Here is a 21,066-nt window from a genome sequence, read left to right as displayed (position 1 = left end):
GGATTGGCGGGAGACGTAATCCGACACCACCCCATTACTTCAGCTGCTCCAGCAGGAAGGTGTAGGTCAGAGCCCACATCAGCGCCTGCTGGTCGTTGTTGGCGGCGCCCGCGTGGCCGCCTTCCGTATTTTCCCAGTACAGCACGTCGTGGCCTTGCTCTTCCATCTTCGCCACCATCTTGCGCGCATGGCCAGGGTGGACCCGGTCGTCGCGCGTCGAAGTGGTAAACAGCACGCGCGGATATTTCTTGTCCTTGAAGACGTTCTGGTAAGGCGAGTACTTGCTGATGTAAGCCCATTGTTCCGGCACGTCCGGGTCGCCGTACTCTCCCATCCACGAGGCGCCCGCCAGCATCTTGTTATAGCGGCGCATGTCGAGCAGCGGCACCTGGCTGACGACGGCGTTGAACAGGTCGGGACGCTGCACCAGTACGGCGCCCGTCAGCAGGCCGCCATTGCTGCCGCCCATGATGCCCAGGTGGCGCGGGCTGGTGACCTTGCGCTTGATCAGATCTTGCGCCACCGAGATGAAGTCGTCATACGCGCGCTGGCGGTTTTCCTTCAATGCCGCCTGATGCCAGCGGGGGCCGAATTCGCCGCCGCCGCGGATATTCGCCAGCACGTACACGCCGCCTTTTTCCAGCCACGCCACGCCCGTGGTGCCGCTGTAGCTGGGTTTCAGCGACACTTCGAAGCCGCCATAGCCATACAGCACGGTGGGGTTGCTGCCGTCGAACTTCGTCTTCTTGGACATGATGGCGAAATACGGCACCCTGGTGCCATCCTTCGATGTCGATTCGAACTGCTCCACCTTGTATGGCGCCGCGTCGTAGTAGGCGGGCAGCGACTTGATTTTCGTGCGCTTGTCGCTCTGCGCCGTGGCCAGGTACAGGGTGGTCGGATTGAGGAAGTCGGTCACCGTCAGGAAGTATTGGTCCGAATCGACGGGATCGAGCGCGCTGACGGCCAGGGTGCCCAGTTTCGGCGCATCGACGGCGCGGCGCTGCCACTTGCCGTTCACGTGGCGCAGTTCCGTCAGGCGGTTCTTGACCTTGTCCAGGGTCGTCACGAGGATGGCCGATTTCGTCGCCGTGACATTGTCCAGCGAAGACGTGGCCGTGGTCGCGTACAGCACTTCCAGTTCCTGCTTGCCCTGCATGAAGGCCTTGAAATCCGTCGCCAGCAGCGAACCTTGCGCATAGGTCTTGCCGTTCACTTTCCAGTCCGAGCGCAGGGTGATGACCAGCTGGTCGCGCACGGTGAATGCCGTCGCGTCGTCCGGTTTCGGCACTTTCTTCAACTCGGCGCCGTCGCGCAGGAACATTTCACCGCTGTAGAAATCGATTTGCCGCTCGATGAACTGGTGTTCGTGGCCGGGCGTGAAATCCTTGTAGGCGCCCGCACTCAGGTCGTCGGGCTTGGCTTCGTACAGCGTTTGCGCCTGCGCCAGCGGCGTGCCGCGCTGCCACTGCTTGATGATGCGCGGGTAGCCGGAGCTGGTCATTGAACCGGGGCCGAAATCCGTGGAGACGAACAGGGTATCCTGGTCGATCCAGCTGGCGCTGCCCTTTGCTTCGGGCAGGGTAAAGCCGCCGTCGACAAAGGCGCGCTTGGCCACGTCGTATTCGCGCACCACCTTGGCGTCGCCGCCGCCGCGCGACAGGGAAATGAGGCAGCGTTCGCCCTTCGGATACAGGCAGGTGGCGCCGCCCCAGACCCAGTTTTCACTCTCGCCGGCGGCCAGCTGGTCGAGGTCGATCACGGTTTCCCAATTTGGCTCGGCCAGCTGGTATTGCGCCAGGGTGGTGCGGCGCCAGATGCCGCGCACGTGCTGGGCGTCGCGCCAGAAGTTGTAGTAGTACTCGCCTTCCTTGCTGACGTAGGGAATGCGTTCCTTGGAATTGAGGATGGTTTTCAGGCGCGCCTGCAGGGCGGCGAAACCGGGCTGGCTTTCCAGTTCCTTGGTGCTCACGGCATTGTGCTGCTTGACCCAGGCCAGCGGCTTGTCGCCGAGGACTTCTTCCAGCCAAAGGTGGGGATCGGTAGGGGTGGAGGCGGGCGCCGGGGCTTGGGCATGGGCGACGCCCGCTGTGGCCAGGCCCAGCAGCATGCTGCCGGCAAACTTGCGATAAAAAGACATGGACAGGGTTCCTTGACGATGGTCGGTTGTGCCGTGTTGCTGTCAAAACGGCGCACCCATGGTGCCATGGATTGCTGCGGGGAACCAGTGTCTATAAACGACTATTTAAGAATTAACATGCTTTTCCAATATTGTTTGCTGGAACGGAAGCAGGCCGCAGAATCTGCGGCGTGATGCGCCCTTCAGGGGGCGCCAGGCCGAATCAGGGAGGTCACGGTGAGCCGTGTCTTGTCGACATCGCCGCCGTCGGGGTGATAAATCCACAATGCCTCGTTGTCGCGGCTGTCGATGAACAGGATGCGCGTATTTTCCTCGCCGATGGCCAGGCAAGCCGCCAGCTCGGCAGGGCTGAACGGTGCTGCCTGCTTCGAGCCTGTTCCCGCCGCTTGCGCCAGGGCCTGGGCAAAGCCTGCCAGTTGCCTGACTGCCAGATAGCTTGTTCCATCCACATCGACCTCTTTGCACAGCTCGTCCAGGCTGTACAGCGTGAACGGATCTTCATCGCTGCAAATCGCCACCTCGCGACGCGACTTTCCGCTGCGGAGGTGATCGAGATAGGCCGGGGGCAGGGCCACTTTTTCCCTGGCCAGCAATTTGTCCAGCTGCTTGCCGCTTTTCTTCGCTACCCTGGCAGCCTTGGGCGCGGCGGCTTCGCAAGCCTGCGCTGTCCAGGCGACCGGATTGAACTGGAACATCCTTGTACATGCGGGGCAGTGCAGGAACATGAACGTCATCTTTTTGGCGCTGGCCGTCGTTAAGAACGCGCCATCCGACGCTGCCATTGCGCTGGGGGCGAATGAGTGCCCGCAGTCGCCATCGTAGGGGCAAGTGATCTCTGTCATGGTTCAGATTGGTGTCGCATTGAAGTAGTGTTCCATACGCAAAGCGATCTCCTCTTTTTCTTGCGGATAAGATGCCTTGGGGTTTCTTTCCCAGTAGGCAATGCCTTCGTGCAAGGCCCACAAGGCTTTTTCCTGCTTGCCGGCCATCAGATAAAAATCGCAGGCTCTGGCATGCGAGCCTTGCGCTTCGACCAGGGCCAGGGCCGCATTTTCCCAGTTGGACCGTTGGTCGAGCCAGGGAATGGCCAACTCCAGCAGATTGTCCCGCAGGCAGGCCATGACTGTTGTCCGATGGGACGGATCGACGAGCTGGTGTTCCTTGTCCTCCTTGCCATCGATGACAGGAAATTGCCAGTTTCTGATATTCCAGTCGGCCACATCGCCAACGATATTGTTGGCAGGTTCGTGGCCGTAACGCGCCTTGTGCCACGATGTATAGGATCTGGACGAAATCTGATAGTGGCTCCAGAATGCCACGCAGACATGCTCTTCGTTATGGCGGTTGGCCTGGAAATGGATGGCCTGGACGAATTCGTTCTGCGTGCGCTTGAAGGTCAGCTGGCTTGGCGAGAACTTGAAGCCTGCTGCGCTCAGCGGCTCCAGCAAGAACGCTTCAATATGGGCGACGATCAGCGCTTTTGGTTTCATTGGGTTTCCTGGCATGGGTTGCTTGCGCCGCCTTGCTGTCAACATGCTGTCCAAACGGCGCTGCCATGTTGCCACAGATCAGTGCCAGCGCACCTAGCGGCGGGCAATCGTGCGAGGGACAGCCTGCCGCTATTTTTCCTGCACGCTTCCAGGGTCTGCGTGGTGGCCAGGCAGCCTGGCCACCACCTTGATCTCGAACTGGAAACCATACAGCCACGTCACGCCCACGGCCGTCACCGTCGGGTGCGGCGCCTGGCCCCAGTACCCGGCCTGCACGATATCCCAGATGCGCTGGAAGTTGGCCTGCGGGTCGACGATAAAGATGGTCACATCCTGCACATCGTCGAAGGTACAGCCGGCCGCTTGCAAGATGGCGTTCAGGTTGTCGAACGCACGCCGGACCTGGGCGTCGAGCCCGGGTTCGGGCGTGCCGTCTTCGCGGCTGCCGACCTGGCCGGAGACGAACAGCAGGCCGTTGGCGCGCACGGCCGGGGAATAGCGGTTCTGTTCATACAGGGCTTGGCGGCCCGGAGGGAATACCACGTCGCGTTTCATCAGCTTTCCTTTGTTGATGCAGCGAAGTTGCTGCCTGGAGAACACTTTATCTGTTGCCAGCCAGCTGATAAAGCGTCCAGAATCGCCTGCACTGTTTGTATAATCCAAACAATCGAATGGCGGAGGTGTAGATGGACAGGTTTGATGCGATGAAGGCTTTCGTGCGGGTGGTCGAGACGGGCAGTTTTACGCGGGCGGCCGCGACCTTGCACATGAGCCGCACCACGGTGACGCAGCTGGTGCAGCAGCTCGAGGCGCGGCTGCGCCTGAAGCTGCTGAACCGCACCACGCGCAAGGTCAATGTAACGGCCGATGGCGCCGCCTACTACGAGCGCATCGTGCAGGTGCTCGACACCCTGGAAGAAATCGAAACGAGCTTGCCGCACGCCGCCGCCTTGCCGCGGGGCCAGTTGCGCGTGGACGTGCCCAGTCCGCTCGCCGCTTTGCTGCTGGTGCCGGCGCTGCCCGGGTTCCATGCGCGGTATCCCGATATCGTGCTCGACATGGGCGCCAGCGACCGCATGGTCGACGTGATCGGCGAGAATGTCGATTGCGTGATACGCGGCGGTGACATTACCGACCAGTCGCTGATGGCGCGCAAGCTCGCCGACTTGCCGCTGGGCGTGTATGCGGCGCCGGCCTATCTGCAGCGGGTGGGCACGCCCTTGCATCCGCTGGACTTGCAGGACAGCGCGCACCGCATCGTGCGCTTTCGCTGGGCTAGCAGCGGCAACGGCTTTCCGTACGTGATGCACCGCGAGGGCCAGAGCGTGAAGATCCATGGCCAGTACGTGCTGTCGATCGACGATGGCAACGCCTACCTGGCGGCCGGGGTGGCGGGGCTGGGCGTGCTGTGGCTGCCCGACTACATGGCGCGGCCGCACGTGGCCAGGGGCGAGCTGCTGCCGCTGTTCCCCGCATGGACGGTCGATGCCATGCCGCTCTATCTTGCCTATCCACCGAACCGCCATGTCAGCAAGAAACTGCGCGTCTTCATCGACTGGGTGGTCGAACTGATGGCCCGGTATTCCGTCCCCGCTGTCACTGTCGCCGTCACGGCAGCTGATTGACCCACACGGGCGCCGACCAGACGATATTGCCATCGCCCTGCACCAGCCGCGCGTAATAGAAATGGGGGCCGGGCGCGGGCGTGACGGTGAGCTCGGCCTGGTCCGATACCTGTGTGACGGAGCCATTGCTTCCCGGCACGCCGTGGAAGATGGCAATGGCGGCCGCTTGCCGCCCCGCGCTGTTGCTGAAATGGGTGGCCAGGTGCAAGGGGCCATGGTTGTCGAAACGCTCGCCCATCAGCTTGCCGTTGGCCGTGAACAGCAGCTGCGCATGCTTGTCCATGGTGGCAAACACGCGGCGCGCGCGCAGCGCGTCGAGGAAGCTGTCGCGTGAGACGGGCATGCCGGCGGCCGGGCTGGCCACCAGCACGGCCGTGCGGTTGCCGTACGACGCGCCCCAGTTGGCGCAGTGGTTGTCCTGGTTGCTGCTGAAGGCCAGGTGGTAGCCGGCCGACAGGGCGCGGTTGCAGGCTGCCTCGTAATTGCTGCGCCGCGTCTCCGTTTCCTGGTCGTTGGTGGAAAACGCGGACGTGTTCATGACTTCGCACAGCACCATGGCCGCGTCGCCATCCGGCGTGTAGCCCAGCGGCTGGCCATTGACGAGAAACTGGCCCGTTTGGGCCGGGTGGTTGAACTGGCCGACCCAGCCCCGTTCGCGCATCAGCGCGTACAGGCCCGCGTAATCGCCCTTCGGCGTTTCCACGTCGGCCAGCAGCTCGCCCAGGGCATTCCGTTCCCAGCCCAGCAGCTGCTCGCTATTGAGGATATTCACATGGCCGCCCTTGTTGATGACGCCCCATTCCATGCCGTACAGGGCCAGGAAACCGGGGTGGGCGGCCGAATACGCGGCCGCTTCGGCCAGCCCCGTCTGGTACAGGGCTGTCGCTTCGGCAGCGGTGGCGGCTGGGTTGGTGCCGTCGGAACCGTCATACATATGGTTGTGCTCGGATGTCAGCAGGGCGTCGAGCCCATGTTGCTGCGCATACTTGTAGGCATCGATGGGGCCGAAGGGCGCCGTTTGCGGATCCTGCGCGCCGTGGCAGGCGTCGAGCGCCGCGCCGCCGTCGCTGTGGCGCGTCTGGCTGTGCAGGTTGGCGTAGACGATGCGGTAGCCGGGCTGGCCTTCCAGGCTGGGCAGTTGTTGCAAGCCGGCCTGGAAGGCGGGCACCGTGGGGGCCGTGCCGCTGCGCCGCCGCACCTGGATTGGCCATTGCTGCTCCCACCTGCGTTTCCTGTGGCGTGCCCGCATCGGCCACGGCCAGCAGGCGCAGTTCATATAAACCGTCCGGGACCGGTATGCGCCGTTCGCGCGCTTCGGCGTCGGCGCGGCCATCCCAGGGCAAGGTGACACTCTTGCCGCCGGCCCCTACCTGTTGCGTGCCCGACCAGCGCCGCAGCACGGCGCCTTGCGGCCCCGGGCCGGACAAGGTCAATGTCCAGCGCACCGCATGGGTGCGGCCTTCGCCCGGATAGGCGAGGCGCACGACAAATGCACGCGCCTGCGTTGCCCGCTCGCCGCGCGCGGCGTGGAAGGGCGCGGCGACGGTGGCATCGAGTTCGCTGTGTTCCTTCGGCTCTTGCGCGGCGGCAGTGTTACTCCACGTAATGAGCAGCAGCCCCGCACACACGCCAGCCAGCCATGGCGGCCGTAGCCAACGCAATGTCTTGACCATTGTGGCCTCCCGTACTGCTTCAGATGGCAGTTAGACAAGATATGCCACGTGCTGGTTCCCGCATGCACCAGCAAGTGGCATGCTTGCACCGTGATTGGCCATGATCTGGCGCAAAGCCGTTGTGAATGATGCCGCGTGCCCGTCAGGCAAGCTGGCACGGCACTTGCTAAACAGAAGGTACGGATCAACGGCGATCCCCTGAATAAACGCACAACGGTCCAACGACGGACCACATGGACAACGGCGTCCGCCCAGGCTGATTTTTCTCATCGGCGGGGGCGGGCGCCGTTTTGTTTTATCAACGGGATATTTCGGGAACCTATCATGGCCAGCCAAAAAGCAACGAGCATCGCGCTCTTCTCCCTCGCCACGCCACCCATGCGCGCATTCCACCTGACGTGGATGGCATTTTTCGTGTGTTTCTTCGCCTGGTTCGCCTGCGCCCCCTTGATGCCGGTCATCAAGGGCGAGTTCGGCCTTTCCTTGGCGCAAGTGGCAAATATCAATATCGCGGCCGTCGCCATCACCATCCTCGTGCGCCTGATCGTGGGGCCATTGTGCGACCGCTACGGCCCGCGCAAGACGTACACGGGCTTGCTGCTGCTGGGCGCCATTCCCGTGCTGGGCGTGGCCGCTTCGCAAAGCTATGAAAGCTTTCTGTTCTTCCGCCTGGGCATCGGTGCCGTCGGCGCCAGCTTTGTCATCACGCAATATCACACCTCGGTGATGTTCGCGCCCCGCGTGGTCGGCACGGCGAATGCGGCCGCCGCCGGCTGGGGCAATGCGGGCGGCGGCGCGGCGCAGGCGCTGATGCCGCTGCTGCTCGGTGCCGTGCTGATGCTGGGCGTGTCCGAATCGCTGGGCTGGCGCGTGGCCCTGCTGGTGCCGGGCGTGCTGATGCTGGTGATGGCGGCCCTGTACTGGCGCTATACGCAGGATTGCCCGGAAGGCAATTACTCGGACTTGCGCGCGGCCGGCGTGCCTATCGAGGGTGGCAAGAAGGGGGGTTGGGACAGCTTCAAGGCCGCCAGCAGCAATTATCGCGTGTGGCTGCTGTTCGTCACCTATGGCGCCTGCTTCGGCATCGAAATCTTCATCCACAACATCGCCGCCGTGTACTACGTCGACCATTTCGGCCTGTCCTTGAAATCGGCCGGCCTGGCCGCCGGCAGCTTCGGCTTGCTGGCCCTGTTTGCCCGCGCCCTCGGTGGCTGGATGTCGGATAAATTGGCCCTGCGCGGCAACCTGAACAGCCGCGTGACCCTGCTGTTCATGCTGATGATCGGCGAAGGCGTGGGCTTGCTGTGGTTTGCCAAGGTCGACAGCGTCACGTACGCCGTCATCGCCATGCTGGTCTTCGGCCTGTTCACCCACATGGCGTGCGGCGCGACCTACGCGCTGGTGCCTTTCATCGACAGCCGTGCTCTGGGTGGTGTGGCCGGCATCATCGGCGCCGGCGGCAACGTGGGCGCCGTGGCGGCCGGCTTCCTGATGAAAGGCACGGGCGACATCCGCCAGACCCTGATCATCCTCAGCGCGCTGGTGGTGATCTCGGCCCTGTGCGCCATCGCCGTGCGCTTTACCCGCGAAGCGGCAGAACCAAACATGGCCGCGGCCTGAGGAGAAAACAATGAACCACCCCCTGAGCATCGTCGTCCTTGGCCATGGCATGGTCGGACACAAATTCCTCGAACGCCTGGCGCTGGAGAACAACACGCGCCTGTCCGTGACGGTCTTGTGCGAAGAGCCGCGCCCCGCCTACGACAGGGTGCACCTGTCCGAATTTTTCAGCGGCAAATCGGCCGAGGACCTGTCGCTGGTGGCGCCCGGCTTCTTCGACAAGGGCAACGTCGTCCTGAAGCTCAATGCGCGCGCCGTGTCCATCGACCGCGCGGCGAAAACCGTCACCGCCAGCACGGGTGAAGTGCTGGGCTACGACAAGCTGGTGTTCGCCACCGGCTCCACGCCGTTCGTGCCGCCGCTGCCGGGCAAGGAGCGCGATGGCTGCTTCGTCTACCGCACCATCGAAGACCTGGAAGCCATGCTGGCCTGGGGCGGAAAGTCAAAAACGGGCGTGGTGATCGGCGGCGGATTGCTGGGTCTCGAATGCGCGAAGGCCTTGAGGGATTTGAAGCTGGACACCCACGTGGTGGAATTCGCGCCGCGCCTGATGGCCGTGCAGGTCGATGAAGGCGGCGCGCGCGTTCTGCGCCGCAAGATCGAGGAACTGGGCGTGACCGTGCACACGCAAAAGAACACCCTGGCCATCGTCGACGGCGAAGCGGCCACGCACCGCATGCAGTTCGCCGACGGCAGCCACCTGGAAGCGGACATGATCGTCTTCTCGGCCGGCATCCGCCCGCGCGACGAACTGGCGCGCGCCTGCGGCCTGGACGTGGGACCACGCGGCGGCATCGCCATCGACGACAGCTGCGTCACATCCGACCCGGACATCTACGCGATCGGCGAATGCGCGCTGTGGGGCGGCCTGGTGTTTGGCCTGGTGGCGCCCGGCTATGAAATGGCGCGCATCGCGGCGCGCCACGTGCTGCAGGAAGAGGGCGAAGCATCGTTCAAGGGCGCCGACATGAGCACCAAGCTCAAACTGATGGGCGTGGACGTGGCCAGCCTGGGCGACCCGCACGGCAATGCGCCGGGCAGCCGCTCCTACCAGTTCATGGATGAACGCAAGCAGATCTACAAGAAGATCGTCGTTTCCGATTGCGGCAAATACCTGCTGGGCGGCGTGATGGTGGGCGACGCCAGCGAGTACGGCACCTTGCTGCAGATGATGCTCAATAAAATCGAGCTGCCGGCATCGCCCGAATTCCTGATCCTGCCCCAGGCCGACGGCCAGCAAAAGGCGGGCCTGGGCGTGGATGCCTTGCCCGAGTCGGCGCAAATCTGCTCGTGCAATGACGTGTCCAAAGGCGCGCTGTGCGCGGCCGTCGCCGATGGCGCCACCACCATCGGCGCATTAAAATCCTGCACGAAAGCGGGCACCGCGTGCGGCGGCTGCGTGCCGCTGGTGACGCAGATCATGAAGGCGGAAATGCAGAAGCAGGGCCTGGCCGTCAACAACCACGTGTGCGAACACTTTGCGTACTCGCGCCAGGAATTGCACCACCTGGTCCGCGTGGGAAAAATCCGCAGCTTCGGCGCGCTGCTGTCCGCGCATGGCCAGGGTTTGGGTTGCGACGTGTGCAAGCCCGTGGCGGCGAATATCCTGGCATCGTGCTGGAACGATTTCGTCCTGTCTCCCGTGCACGCCAGCCTGCAGGACAGCAACGATTATTTTCTCGGCAATATCCAGAAGGATGGCACGTATTCCGTCGTGCCGCGCATGCCGGGCGGCGAAGTGACGGCCGACGGCCTGATCGCCGTGGGCATGGTGGCGAAAAAATACGGTCTCTACACGAAAATCACGGGCGGCCAGCGGGTCGACCTGTTCGGCGCGCGCGTCGACCAGTTGCCGGCCATCTGGGAAGAACTGATCGCGGCCGGCTTCGAGTCGGGCCACGCCTACGGCAAGTCGCTGCGCACGGTGAAATCGTGCGTCGGCTCCACCTGGTGCCGCTATGGCGTGGCCGACAGCGTGGGGTTTGCGATCCAGCTGGAAAACCGCTACAAGGGCTTGCGCACGCCGCACAAGATCAAGTTCGGCGTCTCCGGCTGCACGCGCGAATGCGCCGAGGCGCAGGGCAAGGACATCGGCCTGATCGCCACGGAAAAGGGCTGGAACCTGTACGTGTGCGGCAATGGCGGCATGAAGCCGCGCCATGCGGAGTTGCTGGCGTCCGACCTCGATGAAGCCACCCTGGTGCGCTATGTCGACCGCTTCCTGATGTTCTACGTGCGCACGGCCGACCGCCTGCAGCGCACCAGCGTCTGGCGCGACAACCTCGAAGGGGGGCTCGATTACCTGAAAGCCGTCGTCGTGGCCGACCGCCTGGGCATCGCCCACGAGCTGGAAGCGGACATGCAGCACGTGGTCGACACGTATGCCTGCGAGTGGAAGGAAGCCGTTTCCAACCCCGCCGTGCGCCAGCGCTTCCGCCATTTTGTCAACAGCGACAAAGGCGATGAAAACGTGGTGTTCGTCGAAGAGCGGGGCCAGATCCGGCCCGCCACCGAGATGGAACGCCGCAGCACCGTGATCCCCATCCTTGCCGTGGAGGCTTGAGCCATGAACGCGATGAATGAACTTTCCGGCGCCACCGCCGACAACTGGGTAGCCATCTGCCCCTTGACCGACATCGTGCCCGACACGGGCGTGTGCGCGCTGCTCGGTGGCCGCCACGTGGCCGTGTTCCGCGTCGGCGATGCCGCGCCGCGCGTGTACGCCATCGACAATGTCGACCCGAATGCGGGCGCTTCCGTGCTGTCGCGGGGCCTGGTGGGCAGCATCGGCGAGCGCGTCGTGGTGGCGTCGCCCATCTACAAGCAGCACTTCGACCTGGCCAGCGGCGAGTGCATCGAAGCGCCCGAGCATTCGGTGGCCACCTGGCCGGCGCGTGTGTTCGCGGACATGGTGTGGGTGGCCCTGTGAACCCGCCCCGGCGTCCCGCGCTCGTGGTGGTCGGCAACGGCATGGCCGGCATGCGCACGGTAGAGGAACTGTTGAAACTCGCGCCGGACCTGTACGACATCACCGTGTTCGGCGCCGAGCCGCACGGCAATTACAACCGCATCCTGCTGTCTCCCGTGCTGGCCGGCGAAAAGTCGGTGGACGACATCATGCTGCACACGCGCGACTGGTATGCGCACAACGGCATCACCCTGCACGCGGGCGACCCCGTCGTGCGCATCGACCGCAAGGCGCGCACCGTGCAGTCGCTGTCCGGCATCACGGTTGCCTATGACCGCCTGCTGCTGGCCACCGGTTCCACTCCCTTCATCGTGCCCGTGCCGGGCCATGCGCTGCCGGGCGTGATCGGCTTTCGCGACATCAGCGACGTCGACACCATGCTGCAGGCGGCGCGCACGCACCGCCACGCGGTGGTCATCGGCGGCGGCTTGCTGGGGCTGGAGGCGGCCAACGGCTTGCAGCGCCAGGGGATGGACGTCACGGTGGTGCACATGAGCGGCAGCCTGATGAACCAGCAGCTCGATGCGCCCGCATCGATGCTGCTGAAATCGGCGCTGGAAGCGCGCGGCCTGCGTTTTCTGATGCACGCGCAAACGTCCGCCATCATGGGCAGCGCCCGCGTGGAAGGCGTGCAGTTTGCGGACGGCAGCAGCATCCCCGCCGACCTGGTGGTGATGACGGCCGGCGTGCGCCCCAACATCGCCCTGGCGCAGGCGGCCGGCCTGCACTGCGAACGGGCCATCGTCGTCGACGACTGCCTGCAAAGCTACGACCCGCGCGTGTATGCTGTGGGCGAATGCGTGCAGCACCGGCGCGCCACCTTCGGCCTGGTCGCGCCCATCTGGGAACAGGCGCGCGTGTGCGGCGCGCACCTGGCCGGCGCGGGACACCGCCGCTACGTGCAGCAGGCCAGTGCCACCAAACTGAAAGTGACGGGCATCGACCTGTACTCGGCCGGCGACATCATCGGCGGCGAGGGCAGCGAAGACCTGGTGCTGCGCGACCCGCGCCGCGGCGTCTACAAGCGGCTGGTGGTGCAGGGCAGCCGCCTGGCCGGCGCCGTGCTGTATGGCGACGTGCAGGACGGTCCCTGGTATTTCGACCTGATCCAGCAGCGCCGCGACATCAGCAAACTGCGCACCCATTTATTGTTTGGCCAGGCGCTGTGCGCCCAGGCCGCCTGACAGCGATCAACAGGATACTTTCATGACTAGCTGCATGCCCGTGAAAACCACTTGCCCGTACTGCGGCGTCGGCTGCGGCGTGGAAGCGACACGCCTTCCCGACGGCGCCATCCGCATCGCCGGCGATAGCGGCCACCCGGCCAATCTGGGCAAGCTGTGCGTGAAAGGCTCGGCCCTGGGCGACACCCTGGACCTCGACAAGCGCCTGCTGTATCCGCAGGTGCGTGTCGATGGCGTGCTGCAGCGCGCTTCCTGGGATGCCGCGCTGGACCAGGTGGCCGGCGGCTTGCGCGCCATCATCGCCGAGCACGGCCCGGACGCCGTCGCCCTGTATGTCTCGGGCCAGTTGCTGACGGAAGACTATTACATCGCCAACAAATTCATGAAGGGCTATGTGGGCAGCGCGAATATCGACACCAATTCGCGCCTGTGCATGTCGTCGGCCGTGGCGGGCCACAAGCGCGCGTTCGGCGAGGATATCGTGCCGGGCTGCTATGAAGACCTGGAACTGGCCGACATGGTGGTGCTGGTGGGCTCGAACACGGCCTGGTGCCACCCGATCCTGTTCCAGCGCATCACACGTATCAAGGAAAGCCGGCCGCACATGAAACTGGTGGTGATCGACCCGCGCCGCACGGCCACCTGCGAGCTGGCCGACCTGCATCTGCCCGTGAAACCGGGCACCGACGTGTGGCTGTTCAACGGCTTGCTGTGTTATCTGGCGAAGGAAGGCGCGATCGATGACGCTTTCGTCACGCGGCACAGTGCGGGACTGGACGAAGCGCTGGCGGCCGCCCACGTGGATTGCGGCGACCCCTTGCAGGTGGCGGCCATCTGCAAGGTCGACCCGCACGCCTTGCTGGCGTTTTACCAGGCGTTTGCCGCCACGCGCAAGGTCGTCACGGCGTTTTCGCAGGGCGTGAACCAGTCGTCCTCCGGCACGGACAAGGTCAACAGCATCATCAACTGCCATCTGGCGACGGGGCGCATCGGCCAGCCCGGCATGGGGCCGTTCTCCCTTACGGGCCAGCCAAACGCCATGGGCGGGCGCGAAGTGGGCGGCCTGGCCAACATGCTGGCGGCGCACCTGGAGCTGGACAAGCCGCTGCACCGCGAAGCCGTGCAAACCTTCTGGGGCTCTCCGCGCATGGCAAGCAAGCCTGGCCTGAAGGCGGTGGACCTGTTCCAGGCCATCGAGGCGGGCAAGGTGAAAGCCGTGTGGGTCATCGCCACCAATCCGCTGGTCAGCATGCCGGACGCCGACCAGGTGCGCCGCGCGCTGGCCAAGTGCGAACTGGTGGTGGTGTCGGACATCAGCGCCGGGTCGGACACGAATGCCCATGCCGACGTGCTGCTGCCGGCCCTGGGCTGGGGAGAGAAGGATGGCACGGTGACCAATTCCGAGCGCCGCATCTCGCGCCAGCGGGCGTTTTTGCCGGCGCCCGGCGAGGCGCGCGCCGACTGGGACGTGCTGTGCGACGTGGCACGGCGCATGGGCCATGCCGGCTTCGATTTCACGTCGCCGCAGGCCATCTTCGACGAACATGCGCGCCTGTCCGCCTTCCGCAACGCGGGAGACACGGCGCGCCTGTTCAACCTGGGCCACCTGGCCGGCCTGGATGCGGCGCGCTATGACGCCCTGGCGCCGCAGCAGTGGCCGCAGGGCCAGGCGAGGTTGTTCGGCGACGGCCGTTTCGCGCATGCGGACGGGCGCGCGCGCTTCATTCCCACGGCGCCGTGCGCGCCGCGCAACATGCCCGACGAGGACTATCCGCTGATCCTCAACACGGGCCGGGTGCGCGACCAGTGGCACACGATGACGCGCACGGGCAAGGCGGCGAAACTGTCGGGCCACATCGCCGAAGCCTTCATCGACATCCACCCGCAGGATGCGCTGCTGTACAGCGTGCGCGAAGGCGAGCTGGCGCGCATTTCCAGCGCCTGGGGCGCGATGGTGGCGCGCGTCGTGCATGGCGGCGGCATCGCGCGCGGCCAGGTCTTCGTGCCGATACACTGGAGCGACGCCAATGCATCCGATGCGCGCGTGGGCGCCGTCGTCAATCCCGTCGTCGATCCTGTCTCGGGCGAGCCGGAATTCAAGCACACGCCCGTGCGCATCGAGCAGTTCCGCGTGCACTGGCATGCGTTTGTCCTGAGCCGCACGCCCTTGAAACTCGACGGCGTGGCGCACTGGACGCGCATCCAGGGCGAGCAGTTCCTGCGCTACGAACTGGCCGGCCGCCAGCGCATCGAGGACCTGGGCGCCTGGGCGCGCGCGCTGCTGGGCGTCACGGACGACAATGCCGACTGGCTCGATTATGCGGACGCCAGTGCCGGCGTGTACCGCGCCGTGCACCTGGACGAGGGGCGCATCGCGCAATGCGTGTATGTCTCGCCGCGTCCCGACCTGCCGTCGCGCAGCTGGCTGGCGGGCCTGTTTGTGCACGCGCAAATGGATGCGGCCGACCGCGCCGGCGTGCTGCTGGGGCAGCCCATCGGCAAGGGCGTGGACGCGGGGCCCACCGTGTGTTCGTGCTTTGGCGTGGGACGCAACACCATTTGCGCGGCCATCGTGGAACAGCAGTTGACGACGACGGCGCAGGTGACGGCCTGCGTCAAGGCGGGCGGCAATTGCGGCTCCTGCGTGCCGGAGATACGACAATTGCTGCTTGAGGCGCGCAGCGCTGCCTGATAATCTGTCCTTTCCTGCGCGGCTTTGTTATATTGCCAGCTCTACAAGAGGAGAGGCAGTGTGATGACAGCAGGACAACACGACACGGTCTGGCTGACGGGCTTGAGCGGCGCCGGCAAGTCCAGCATCGCCGATGCGCTGGCGCGCCGGCTCAAGGCGCAGGGCCGCGCCGTGGCGCTGCTCGACGGCGACCAGCTGCGCCATGGCTTGAACCGCGACCTGGGTTTTACGCCCGAAGACCGGCATGAAAACATCCGCCGCACGGCCGAAGTGGCGCGCCTGATGAACGGAGGGGGGCTGACCGTCATCGCCGCCCTCATTTCGCCGTATCGCGCCGACCGGGCCATGGCCGCCGCCATCATCGGCACGGCGCATTTCATCGAAGTCCACGTCAGCACGCCGCTGGCCGTGTGCGAGGCGCGCGATCCGAAAGGCCTGTATGAAAAGGCGCGCGCGGGGCAGTTGGTGCAATTCACGGGCATTTCCGCCCCTTACGAAGCGCCGCTGGCGGCCGCGCTGACCCTGGATACGGGCACCCTGGCGCTGGACGAGTCGGTCGAGCGCCTGTACCGGTATTTGCAGCGGCGGACGTGACGGCATGACGGCGACAAGAGGGACATTGCGCAAATGGCTGCGCCGGCGCCTGCCCGCCAGCCTGAAGGCGCGCATGAGCGTGGTCGTCTTCCTGCTCGTGCTGGGCGCGGTGGCTTCGCTGGCGCTGGCCACCCTGGCCGTGGCCGAACGCGGCATGCGCGACGTGATGGGGCGCCAGCAGTACGTATCGCTGGCCAGCGCCGCCGTCTTCATCGACGAGGAGCTCGACGCGAAGCGCAATGTGCTGCGCGCGATGGCAGACAGCCTGGCGGCCAGCGGCGCGCAAGACGGCGCCAGCCTGCAGCGTTTCCTGGCCGCGCAAACGGTGCTGGGGATGGAGTTCTATTCGGCCGGCGTGGTCGGCATCGACGGCGACGTCCTGGCCAGCGTGAGTCCCTTCAAGCCGCAGGCGGGGCTGAACGTGAAGGGCCGTCCGTACTTTGAACAGACGCTGGCGACCCGGCGCTCGGTGATTTCCGCGCCGCTCAACGGCAGTATTTCCGGCATGCCCATCGTGGTGGTGACGCAGCCCGTGTTCGACGCGCAGGGCGGCGTGCGCTATGTGCTGGCGGCCAGCGTCAACCTGCGCCAGCCCGATTTCCTGGGCCGTCTGGGCGCCCTCAAGCCGGGGCCGGGCGGCTATCTGTACATCATGACCAGCGAAGGCGTCATCGTCGAGCATCCCGACAAGTCGCGCATCATGCAGCATATCGAAGCCCATGGCCCCGTCAGCGTGCCCACGCGGCGCGCCATGCAGGGTTACGAGGGCTGGTTGACCGGCACCACCACGCAAGGCGTCGATGCCCTGTTCGCCTACCACCGCATCGCCTCGACGGGCTGGATACTGGCGTCCGTGTATCCCATGAGCGAGGCCTTCGCGCCGCTGCACGCCATCCGCAGCAAGATCCTGCTGGCCGCCGTGCTGCTGGCGGCGCTGGCGGGCCTGGCCGGCTGGCGCGTGGTGCTGCGCCTGCTGCTGCCGCTTGAGCGCTTGCGCCGCCAGGTGCACCAGATCCGCCGCCAGCGCCTGGGCATCGAGGCGCTGCAAATCGAGCGGCGCGACGAGATCGGCGACTTGAGCCGCGACTTTTACTCGCTGGTGGCCGAGCGCGAAATCGCCGAGGCGCAGACGCGCGACAGCGAGCGGCGCCTGAAGCTGCTGACGGACCACGTGCCCGTGGTGATCGTCTATATCGACCGCGAGCACCGCTACCAGTTCATCAACGCGACGTTTGAAAAATGGTTCGGCAGGTCGCAGCAGGAAAGCCTGATGCAGTCGATCCGCGACGTGCTGGGCGAGGAAGCGTACCAGCTGCGCGAGCAATACCTGCGGCGCGCCTTCGCGGGCGAGGAGGTCGAATATGAATTCACCATCGGCGGCGAGGGGGATGCCGGCCGGCGCGCCTTCCAGACCAGCTACGTGCCCGACGTGGGCGAGAGCGGCACGGTGGAAGGCGTGTATGGCCTGATCCATGAAATCACCAAGACCAAGGCGATGCACACGGCATTGCAGTTTGCCGCCGCCACCGACACCCTGACGGGCATCGCCAACCGCCGCCGCTTCGACGAGCAGCTGGCGCAAAGCATGCAGCGCACGCGGGCTGCGCGCGCGCCGATGGCGCTGGCCTATCTCGATATCGACCGTTTCAAGGCCATCAACGACAGCCTGGGACACAAGGCGGGCGACGAGGTGCTGAAGGAATTCGCTTCGCGCCTGGTGCGCAGCGTGCGCGCCAGCGACCTGGTGGCGCGCCTGGCCGGCGATGAATTCGTGATCATTCTCGAAGGCGTGAACGGCGCGGCCGAAGTGCGCCACGTGGGCGCCAAGATCATCGACGCCATCCGCCAGCCCTTCGAACTGGCCAGCGGCCCGCTGCCGGTGACGACCAGCATCGGCATCGCCATCTTCCGCGAAGGCGCGCTGACGGCGGCGCAGTTGCTGGACCTGGCCGACCAGGCCCTGTATGCCGCCAAGGGGCAGGGCCGCGATGGCGTGGCGCTGCTCGAGGCGGCGCCCTGAGTATTACAGGGTGGCAGTCCAGTGGTCGAGCTGCTGCGTGGTGGCCGTCACGCCGCCGCACACGATGACCAGCACATTGCGGTAGGGCGCCAGTTCCTGCACCTTGCCGTAGACGGCCGCCAGCGCCGCGCCGCAGGCCGGCTCCACCACCAGGCGCTGGTCGGTGATGAAGCGCTGGCAGGCATCGACGGCGGCCTGGTCCGACACCACCACGCTGTGCAGCAGGCGCGTCTGGCTGATGGCGAATGCCTGCGCGCAGACCTGGCGCGCGGCCAGCGACGTGGCGATGCTCGTCACGGCCGGCAGGGTCACGTGTTCGCGCGCGGCCACGGCCGTCGCCAGCGAGGCCGCGCCTTGCGTTTCCACGGCCACCAGGGCCACGTCATCCCAGCCGTTGCGCTGCAAGCCTTCGGCCACGCCGGCCAGCAGGCCGCCGCCGCCCACCGACAGCACCACCGCGTCCGGCTTCAGGCCCGCGCGCGCCACTTCATCGATCATGCCGGCGTGGCCCTGCCACAGCAGCGGGTCGTCGAACGGATGCAAGAAGGCGTCCTGCGGCGTGAGCATCGACTGCGCCAGCGCGTTCGCTTCCTGCCACGCGGCGCCGTGCACGATGACTTCGGCGCCTTCCTGCGCGATCAGGGCCCTGGCCCGTTGGCTGGTCGTTTCCGGCACGACGACGATGACGGGAATGCCCAGCTGGCGTCCCGCATAGGCGACGGCGATGCCGGCATTGCCGCCGGAAGAGGAGATGAAACGGCTGGCGCCGCGCCGCGCGTATTCTTCGCAGGCGAGGCCGATGCCGCGGATCTTGAAGGAGCCTGGCGGCTGCAGGGCTTCGAGCTTGAGCCAGATGGCGCGTTCGCTGTGCAGGCTCAGGGCGCGTGAATTGAGCAAGGGAGTTTCGATGTGCAGGGCCATGCGTGTTCCTAGAGGATGGTCAGGCATGTATCTTATATCAATCGCTATCTAAACTCATGCATGGCAATCTACTATGTAATGGCGTACACTCTTTGCAAATATGCATAAATTATTTTTTTGAAATTTACGGTTGCTACGTTTTTATAGGATTTAATAGATATGACAAATATTCATTCGAAGAAAGATCAAGATCTTGTTGATGAGTTAATTGAGGATCTTGATGAAGAGATTTTGGCAGATGTCAGAATTCAAGAGAGTTTGGCCCCATTGGTAGTGGCATCACGGGATTGGACTGTTGAAACTATTATTCGACAAATATCACAAAAAAATATCGATTTGAATCCAAAATTTCAACGCCGAAATGCTTGGGATGATGGGAAAAGAAGTGCGTTAATTGAGTCTTTGATTTGGGGGGTGCCTGTGCCTCAGATTGTTTTAGCAGAAGACCCGAATCGACCAAGAGCTTATATTGTTATTGATGGAAAGCAAAGACTTCTTACAATTGCCGGTTTTATGGATCCAACAATTAATTATTGGGATAAGGCGGTTGTGAAAGGATTAACTGTTTTTGACGATCTGAATGGATGTTCTGCGCAAGATTTGGCATCGAACGATGATCTTTCTGATTATTATCGTAGATTGATGAATGCTGATATTCGTTGTACTGTTCTATCTAATTACTCAAATCCTGATGTCCTGTATGACATATTTTATAGAATAAATACGGGATCTGTAAGGCTTGGGTCTCAAGAATTAAGACAGGTTTTTCATCGAGGATGGTTTGCAGATTATTTGGTTGAGATTACAAATACACCTCAGCCAATTCATAAGGTTTTAGGTTTGGATGAGCCGGATGTCCGACTCGCAGATGTTGAAATTGTTCTTCGAAGTTTGGCGATGGACCTATTTGGAGTAAGATACAAAGGAAATCTGAAACAATTTCTTGCGTTTGCAATGCAGTCGATTACTAATGACTTGGATCGACAAAGTATTGAGCAGGAATATATGAAATTCAATTTCGGAATTTCAAATTGCGCACATTTGTTTGATTATAATGAAATAGGTAGGAAGATAACAAATGGGAAGTTTGAAACTAGATTTAATAGAGTTCTTTTTGAAGTTGAAATTTTCTTCTTGAAAGGATTGACTGAAGCAAATATTAAGCGAAATAAAGCAAAATTCCTTAAGGCATTTGACGGGCTTATGAATGATAAGGAGTTTAGGTCAAGTATTGAAAGCACAACAAAAAGCGTTGAAAATACACGTATACGGTTCAGTAAATTTCAAGATTTAGTAAGAAGAGTCTTTTCAAAAACAATCGATTTGCCTTTTTAATTCTCTGAGAGAAAGTCTATGAAGGAGAACTTGGCCGAACTTGTAAGTTTTGTCGCTGCATTGAGGGAAAAATATCTTTCGCATCATTTAGCTATTGCAAATGATTTTGAAAAAATAGATGGAAATTCTTCTAGCTCATATGATTTAGATGTGCGTGCATATTGCGTATTTGTTCATGCCGCTATTGAGCAATATTTTGAGGAACTTGCCGATTTTTCCCTTAATTGTGTTCTTGAACAATGGAGGTCCGGTCTTCCCATGTCAAGAGAAAGTGTTGTTTCTATAATTTCTATAATTTCATTTGATGGAATGGCGAAATTAAAAATTGAAGATAATGAAAAAAATGTTCAAAAAAAACCACTTCACTATGTTAGTGAAGTATTGAATGACTCCAAAAAAAAATTAACCACGAGATTTAAAGATAATCATGGAGCTTCTTTGAAGTACTTGAGAGCACTATTTACACCTTTGGGAATGGTTGTGGATCCGACAGCAAACGCTGAGAGCGCACTGAGTTTGTTGGCTTCAAGTCGAGGAGCATTTGCCCATCGCAGAACTATGCTTACTGCAGGGTTTTATGTTTATAAGCCCATATCGCCATTGGACGCCGTTCAAATGGCAAATGATTGTTTGCTTTTCTGTAATGATCTTTCTGCTCAGATTCCTTATTCCAATAATGTAAACTCGTACACCGAAGAAGGGCTGCATATTTCCTATCAACGAGCACGATTGGCCAGGTTAATTAAAGATTTTGCGTTGAGGAAATAAAATATTTTTTCAAAATTTTAAATATTTTAATTTATA

15 protein-coding genes and 1 pseudogene are annotated in these 21,066 nt (G+C 62.5%); 10 read left to right on the top strand and 6 right to left on the bottom strand.

Annotated features, from left to right (window positions below; genetic code table 11):
• Nucleotides 1-34: 34 nt before the first annotated feature.
• The 4 genes from CSQ92_RS11200 to CSQ92_RS11185 all read right to left on the bottom strand — a co-directional run bounded on the left by CSQ92_RS11200 (nucleotide 35) and on the right by CSQ92_RS11185 (nucleotide 4,188).
• On the bottom strand, nucleotides 35-2,140 hold the full coding sequence (locus CSQ92_RS11200) for a prolyl oligopeptidase family serine peptidase (protein ID WP_180276992.1): 2,106 nt from the start codon (nucleotides 2,138-2,140) through the stop codon (nucleotides 35-37).
• Between the two features lie 182 nt (nucleotides 2,141-2,322).
• The gene (locus CSQ92_RS11195; RefSeq protein ID WP_143450349.1) at nucleotides 2,323-2,982 is read right to left on the bottom strand and encodes a hypothetical protein; all 660 of its coding nucleotides are present in this window, start codon (nucleotides 2,980-2,982) and stop codon (nucleotides 2,323-2,325) included.
• A 3-nt stretch (nucleotides 2,983-2,985) separates the two neighbouring features.
• Entirely contained in the window at nucleotides 2,986-3,630 is a 645-nt protein-coding gene (locus tag CSQ92_RS11190; RefSeq protein WP_099394149.1) for a DUF4304 domain-containing protein, read from the bottom strand.
• Between the two features lie 129 nt (nucleotides 3,631-3,759).
• Nucleotides 3,760-4,188: a RidA family protein gene (locus CSQ92_RS11185; RefSeq protein WP_099394675.1), complete on the bottom strand. Its 429-nt coding sequence runs from the start codon at nucleotides 4,186-4,188 to the stop codon at nucleotides 3,760-3,762.
• A gap of 128 nt (nucleotides 4,189-4,316) precedes the next feature.
• Here CSQ92_RS11185 and CSQ92_RS11180 point away from each other — a divergent pair, with 128 nt between their 5' ends.
• Nucleotides 4,317-5,255, top strand: coding sequence for a LysR family transcriptional regulator (locus CSQ92_RS11180; RefSeq protein ID WP_099394148.1), 939 nt, complete (start codon nucleotides 4,317-4,319; stop codon nucleotides 5,253-5,255).
• On the opposite strand, the gene CSQ92_RS11175 is transcribed toward CSQ92_RS11180, so the two are convergent.
• Nucleotides 5,239-6,453, bottom strand: coding sequence for a CehA/McbA family metallohydrolase (locus tag CSQ92_RS11175; protein ID WP_257219191.1), 1,215 nt, complete (start codon nucleotides 6,451-6,453; stop codon nucleotides 5,239-5,241). The genes CSQ92_RS11180 and CSQ92_RS11175 overlap by 17 nt on opposite strands.
• Nucleotides 6,454-7,252: 799 nt before the next feature.
• On the opposite strand from CSQ92_RS11175, the gene CSQ92_RS11170 reads away from it, so the two are divergent.
• The 7 genes and pseudogenes from CSQ92_RS11170 (at nucleotide 7,253) to CSQ92_RS11140 (ending at nucleotide 18,006) form a co-directional block, all read left to right on the top strand.
• Nucleotides 7,253-8,548, top strand: coding sequence for an MFS transporter (locus CSQ92_RS11170; protein ID WP_099394147.1), 1,296 nt, complete (start codon nucleotides 7,253-7,255; stop codon nucleotides 8,546-8,548).
• A 10-nt stretch (nucleotides 8,549-8,558) separates the two neighbouring features.
• A complete protein-coding gene (gene nirB / locus CSQ92_RS11165) occupies nucleotides 8,559-11,111 on the top strand; it encodes a nitrite reductase large subunit NirB (protein ID WP_099394146.1) in 2,553 nt (850 codons plus the stop codon).
• Between the two features lie 12 nt (nucleotides 11,112-11,123).
• Entirely contained in the window at nucleotides 11,124-11,477 is a 354-nt protein-coding gene (gene nirD / locus CSQ92_RS11160) for a nitrite reductase small subunit NirD (protein WP_070256593.1), read from the top strand.
• A complete protein-coding gene (locus CSQ92_RS11155; protein ID WP_099394145.1) occupies nucleotides 11,474-12,700 on the top strand; it encodes an NAD(P)/FAD-dependent oxidoreductase in 1,227 nt (408 codons plus the stop codon). Before nirD ends, CSQ92_RS11155 begins: the two co-directional genes overlap by 4 nt.
• A gap of 22 nt (nucleotides 12,701-12,722) precedes the next feature.
• Nucleotides 12,723-15,392 carry a nitrate reductase gene (locus tag CSQ92_RS11150; RefSeq protein ID WP_099394144.1) on the top strand — a complete coding sequence of 890 codons (2,670 nt, stop codon included), beginning with the start codon at nucleotides 12,723-12,725 and terminating at the stop codon, nucleotides 15,390-15,392.
• A gap of 84 nt (nucleotides 15,393-15,476) precedes the next feature.
• A pseudogene (cysC, locus tag CSQ92_RS11145) lies at nucleotides 15,477-15,986 on the top strand (adenylyl-sulfate kinase); the annotation flags it as partial.
• A 4-nt stretch (nucleotides 15,987-15,990) separates the two neighbouring features.
• A complete protein-coding gene (locus CSQ92_RS11140) occupies nucleotides 15,991-18,006 on the top strand; it encodes a diguanylate cyclase domain-containing protein (protein WP_099394143.1) in 2,016 nt (671 codons plus the stop codon).
• Nucleotides 18,007-18,009: 3 nt separating this feature from the next.
• Here CSQ92_RS11140 and CSQ92_RS11135 read toward each other — a convergent pair whose 3' ends face one another.
• On the bottom strand, nucleotides 18,010-18,927 hold the full coding sequence (locus CSQ92_RS11135) for a pyridoxal-phosphate dependent enzyme (protein ID WP_099394142.1): 918 nt from the start codon (nucleotides 18,925-18,927) through the stop codon (nucleotides 18,010-18,012).
• Between the two features lie 159 nt (nucleotides 18,928-19,086).
• Here CSQ92_RS11135 and CSQ92_RS11130 point away from each other — a divergent pair, with 159 nt between their 5' ends.
• On the top strand, nucleotides 19,087-20,262 hold the full coding sequence (locus CSQ92_RS11130; RefSeq protein ID WP_099394141.1) for a DUF262 domain-containing protein: 1,176 nt from the start codon (nucleotides 19,087-19,089) through the stop codon (nucleotides 20,260-20,262).
• Nucleotides 20,263-20,292: 30 nt separating this feature from the next.
• Nucleotides 20,293-21,030 (top strand): HEPN domain-containing protein, encoded by a 738-nt coding sequence (locus tag CSQ92_RS28725; RefSeq protein WP_143450347.1) that lies wholly within the window; start codon nucleotides 20,293-20,295, stop codon nucleotides 21,028-21,030.
• Nucleotides 21,031-21,066 lie beyond the last annotated feature (36 nt).

The sequence above is a fragment of the Janthinobacterium sp. BJB446 genome, assembly GCF_002735655.1.
GTDB lineage: Bacteria > Pseudomonadota > Gammaproteobacteria > Burkholderiales > Burkholderiaceae_D > Janthinobacterium > Janthinobacterium lividum.
This window is presented reverse-complemented; position numbering and strand designations above follow the sequence as displayed.

Bases quoted from the DNA above. Each gene is read 5' to 3' on its own strand.
- CSQ92_RS11200 (WP_180276992.1), bottom strand. From the start codon at position 2,140: ATGTCTTTTTATCGCAAGTTTGCCGGCAGCATGCTGCTGGGCCTGGCC.
- CSQ92_RS11195 (WP_143450349.1), bottom strand. From the start codon at position 2,982: ATGACAGAGATCACTTGCCCCTACGATGGCGACTGCGGGCACTCATTC.
- CSQ92_RS11190 (WP_099394149.1), bottom strand. From the start codon at position 3,630: ATGAAACCAAAAGCGCTGATCGTCGCCCATATTGAAGCGTTCTTGCTG.
- CSQ92_RS11180 (WP_099394148.1), top strand. From the start codon at position 4,317: ATGGACAGGTTTGATGCGATGAAGGCTTTCGTGCGGGTGGTCGAGACG.
- CSQ92_RS11170 (WP_099394147.1), top strand. From the start codon at position 7,253: ATGGCCAGCCAAAAAGCAACGAGCATCGCGCTCTTCTCCCTCGCCACG.
- nirB (WP_099394146.1), top strand. From the start codon at position 8,559: ATGAACCACCCCCTGAGCATCGTCGTCCTTGGCCATGGCATGGTCGGA.
- nirD (WP_070256593.1), top strand. From the start codon at position 11,124: ATGAATGAACTTTCCGGCGCCACCGCCGACAACTGGGTAGCCATCTGC.
- CSQ92_RS11150 (WP_099394144.1), top strand. From the start codon at position 12,723: ATGACTAGCTGCATGCCCGTGAAAACCACTTGCCCGTACTGCGGCGTC.
- CSQ92_RS11140 (WP_099394143.1), top strand. From the start codon at position 15,991: ATGACGGCGACAAGAGGGACATTGCGCAAATGGCTGCGCCGGCGCCTG.
- CSQ92_RS11135 (WP_099394142.1), bottom strand. From the start codon at position 18,927: ATGGCCCTGCACATCGAAACTCCCTTGCTCAATTCACGCGCCCTGAGC.
- CSQ92_RS11130 (WP_099394141.1), top strand. From the start codon at position 19,087: ATGACAAATATTCATTCGAAGAAAGATCAAGATCTTGTTGATGAGTTA.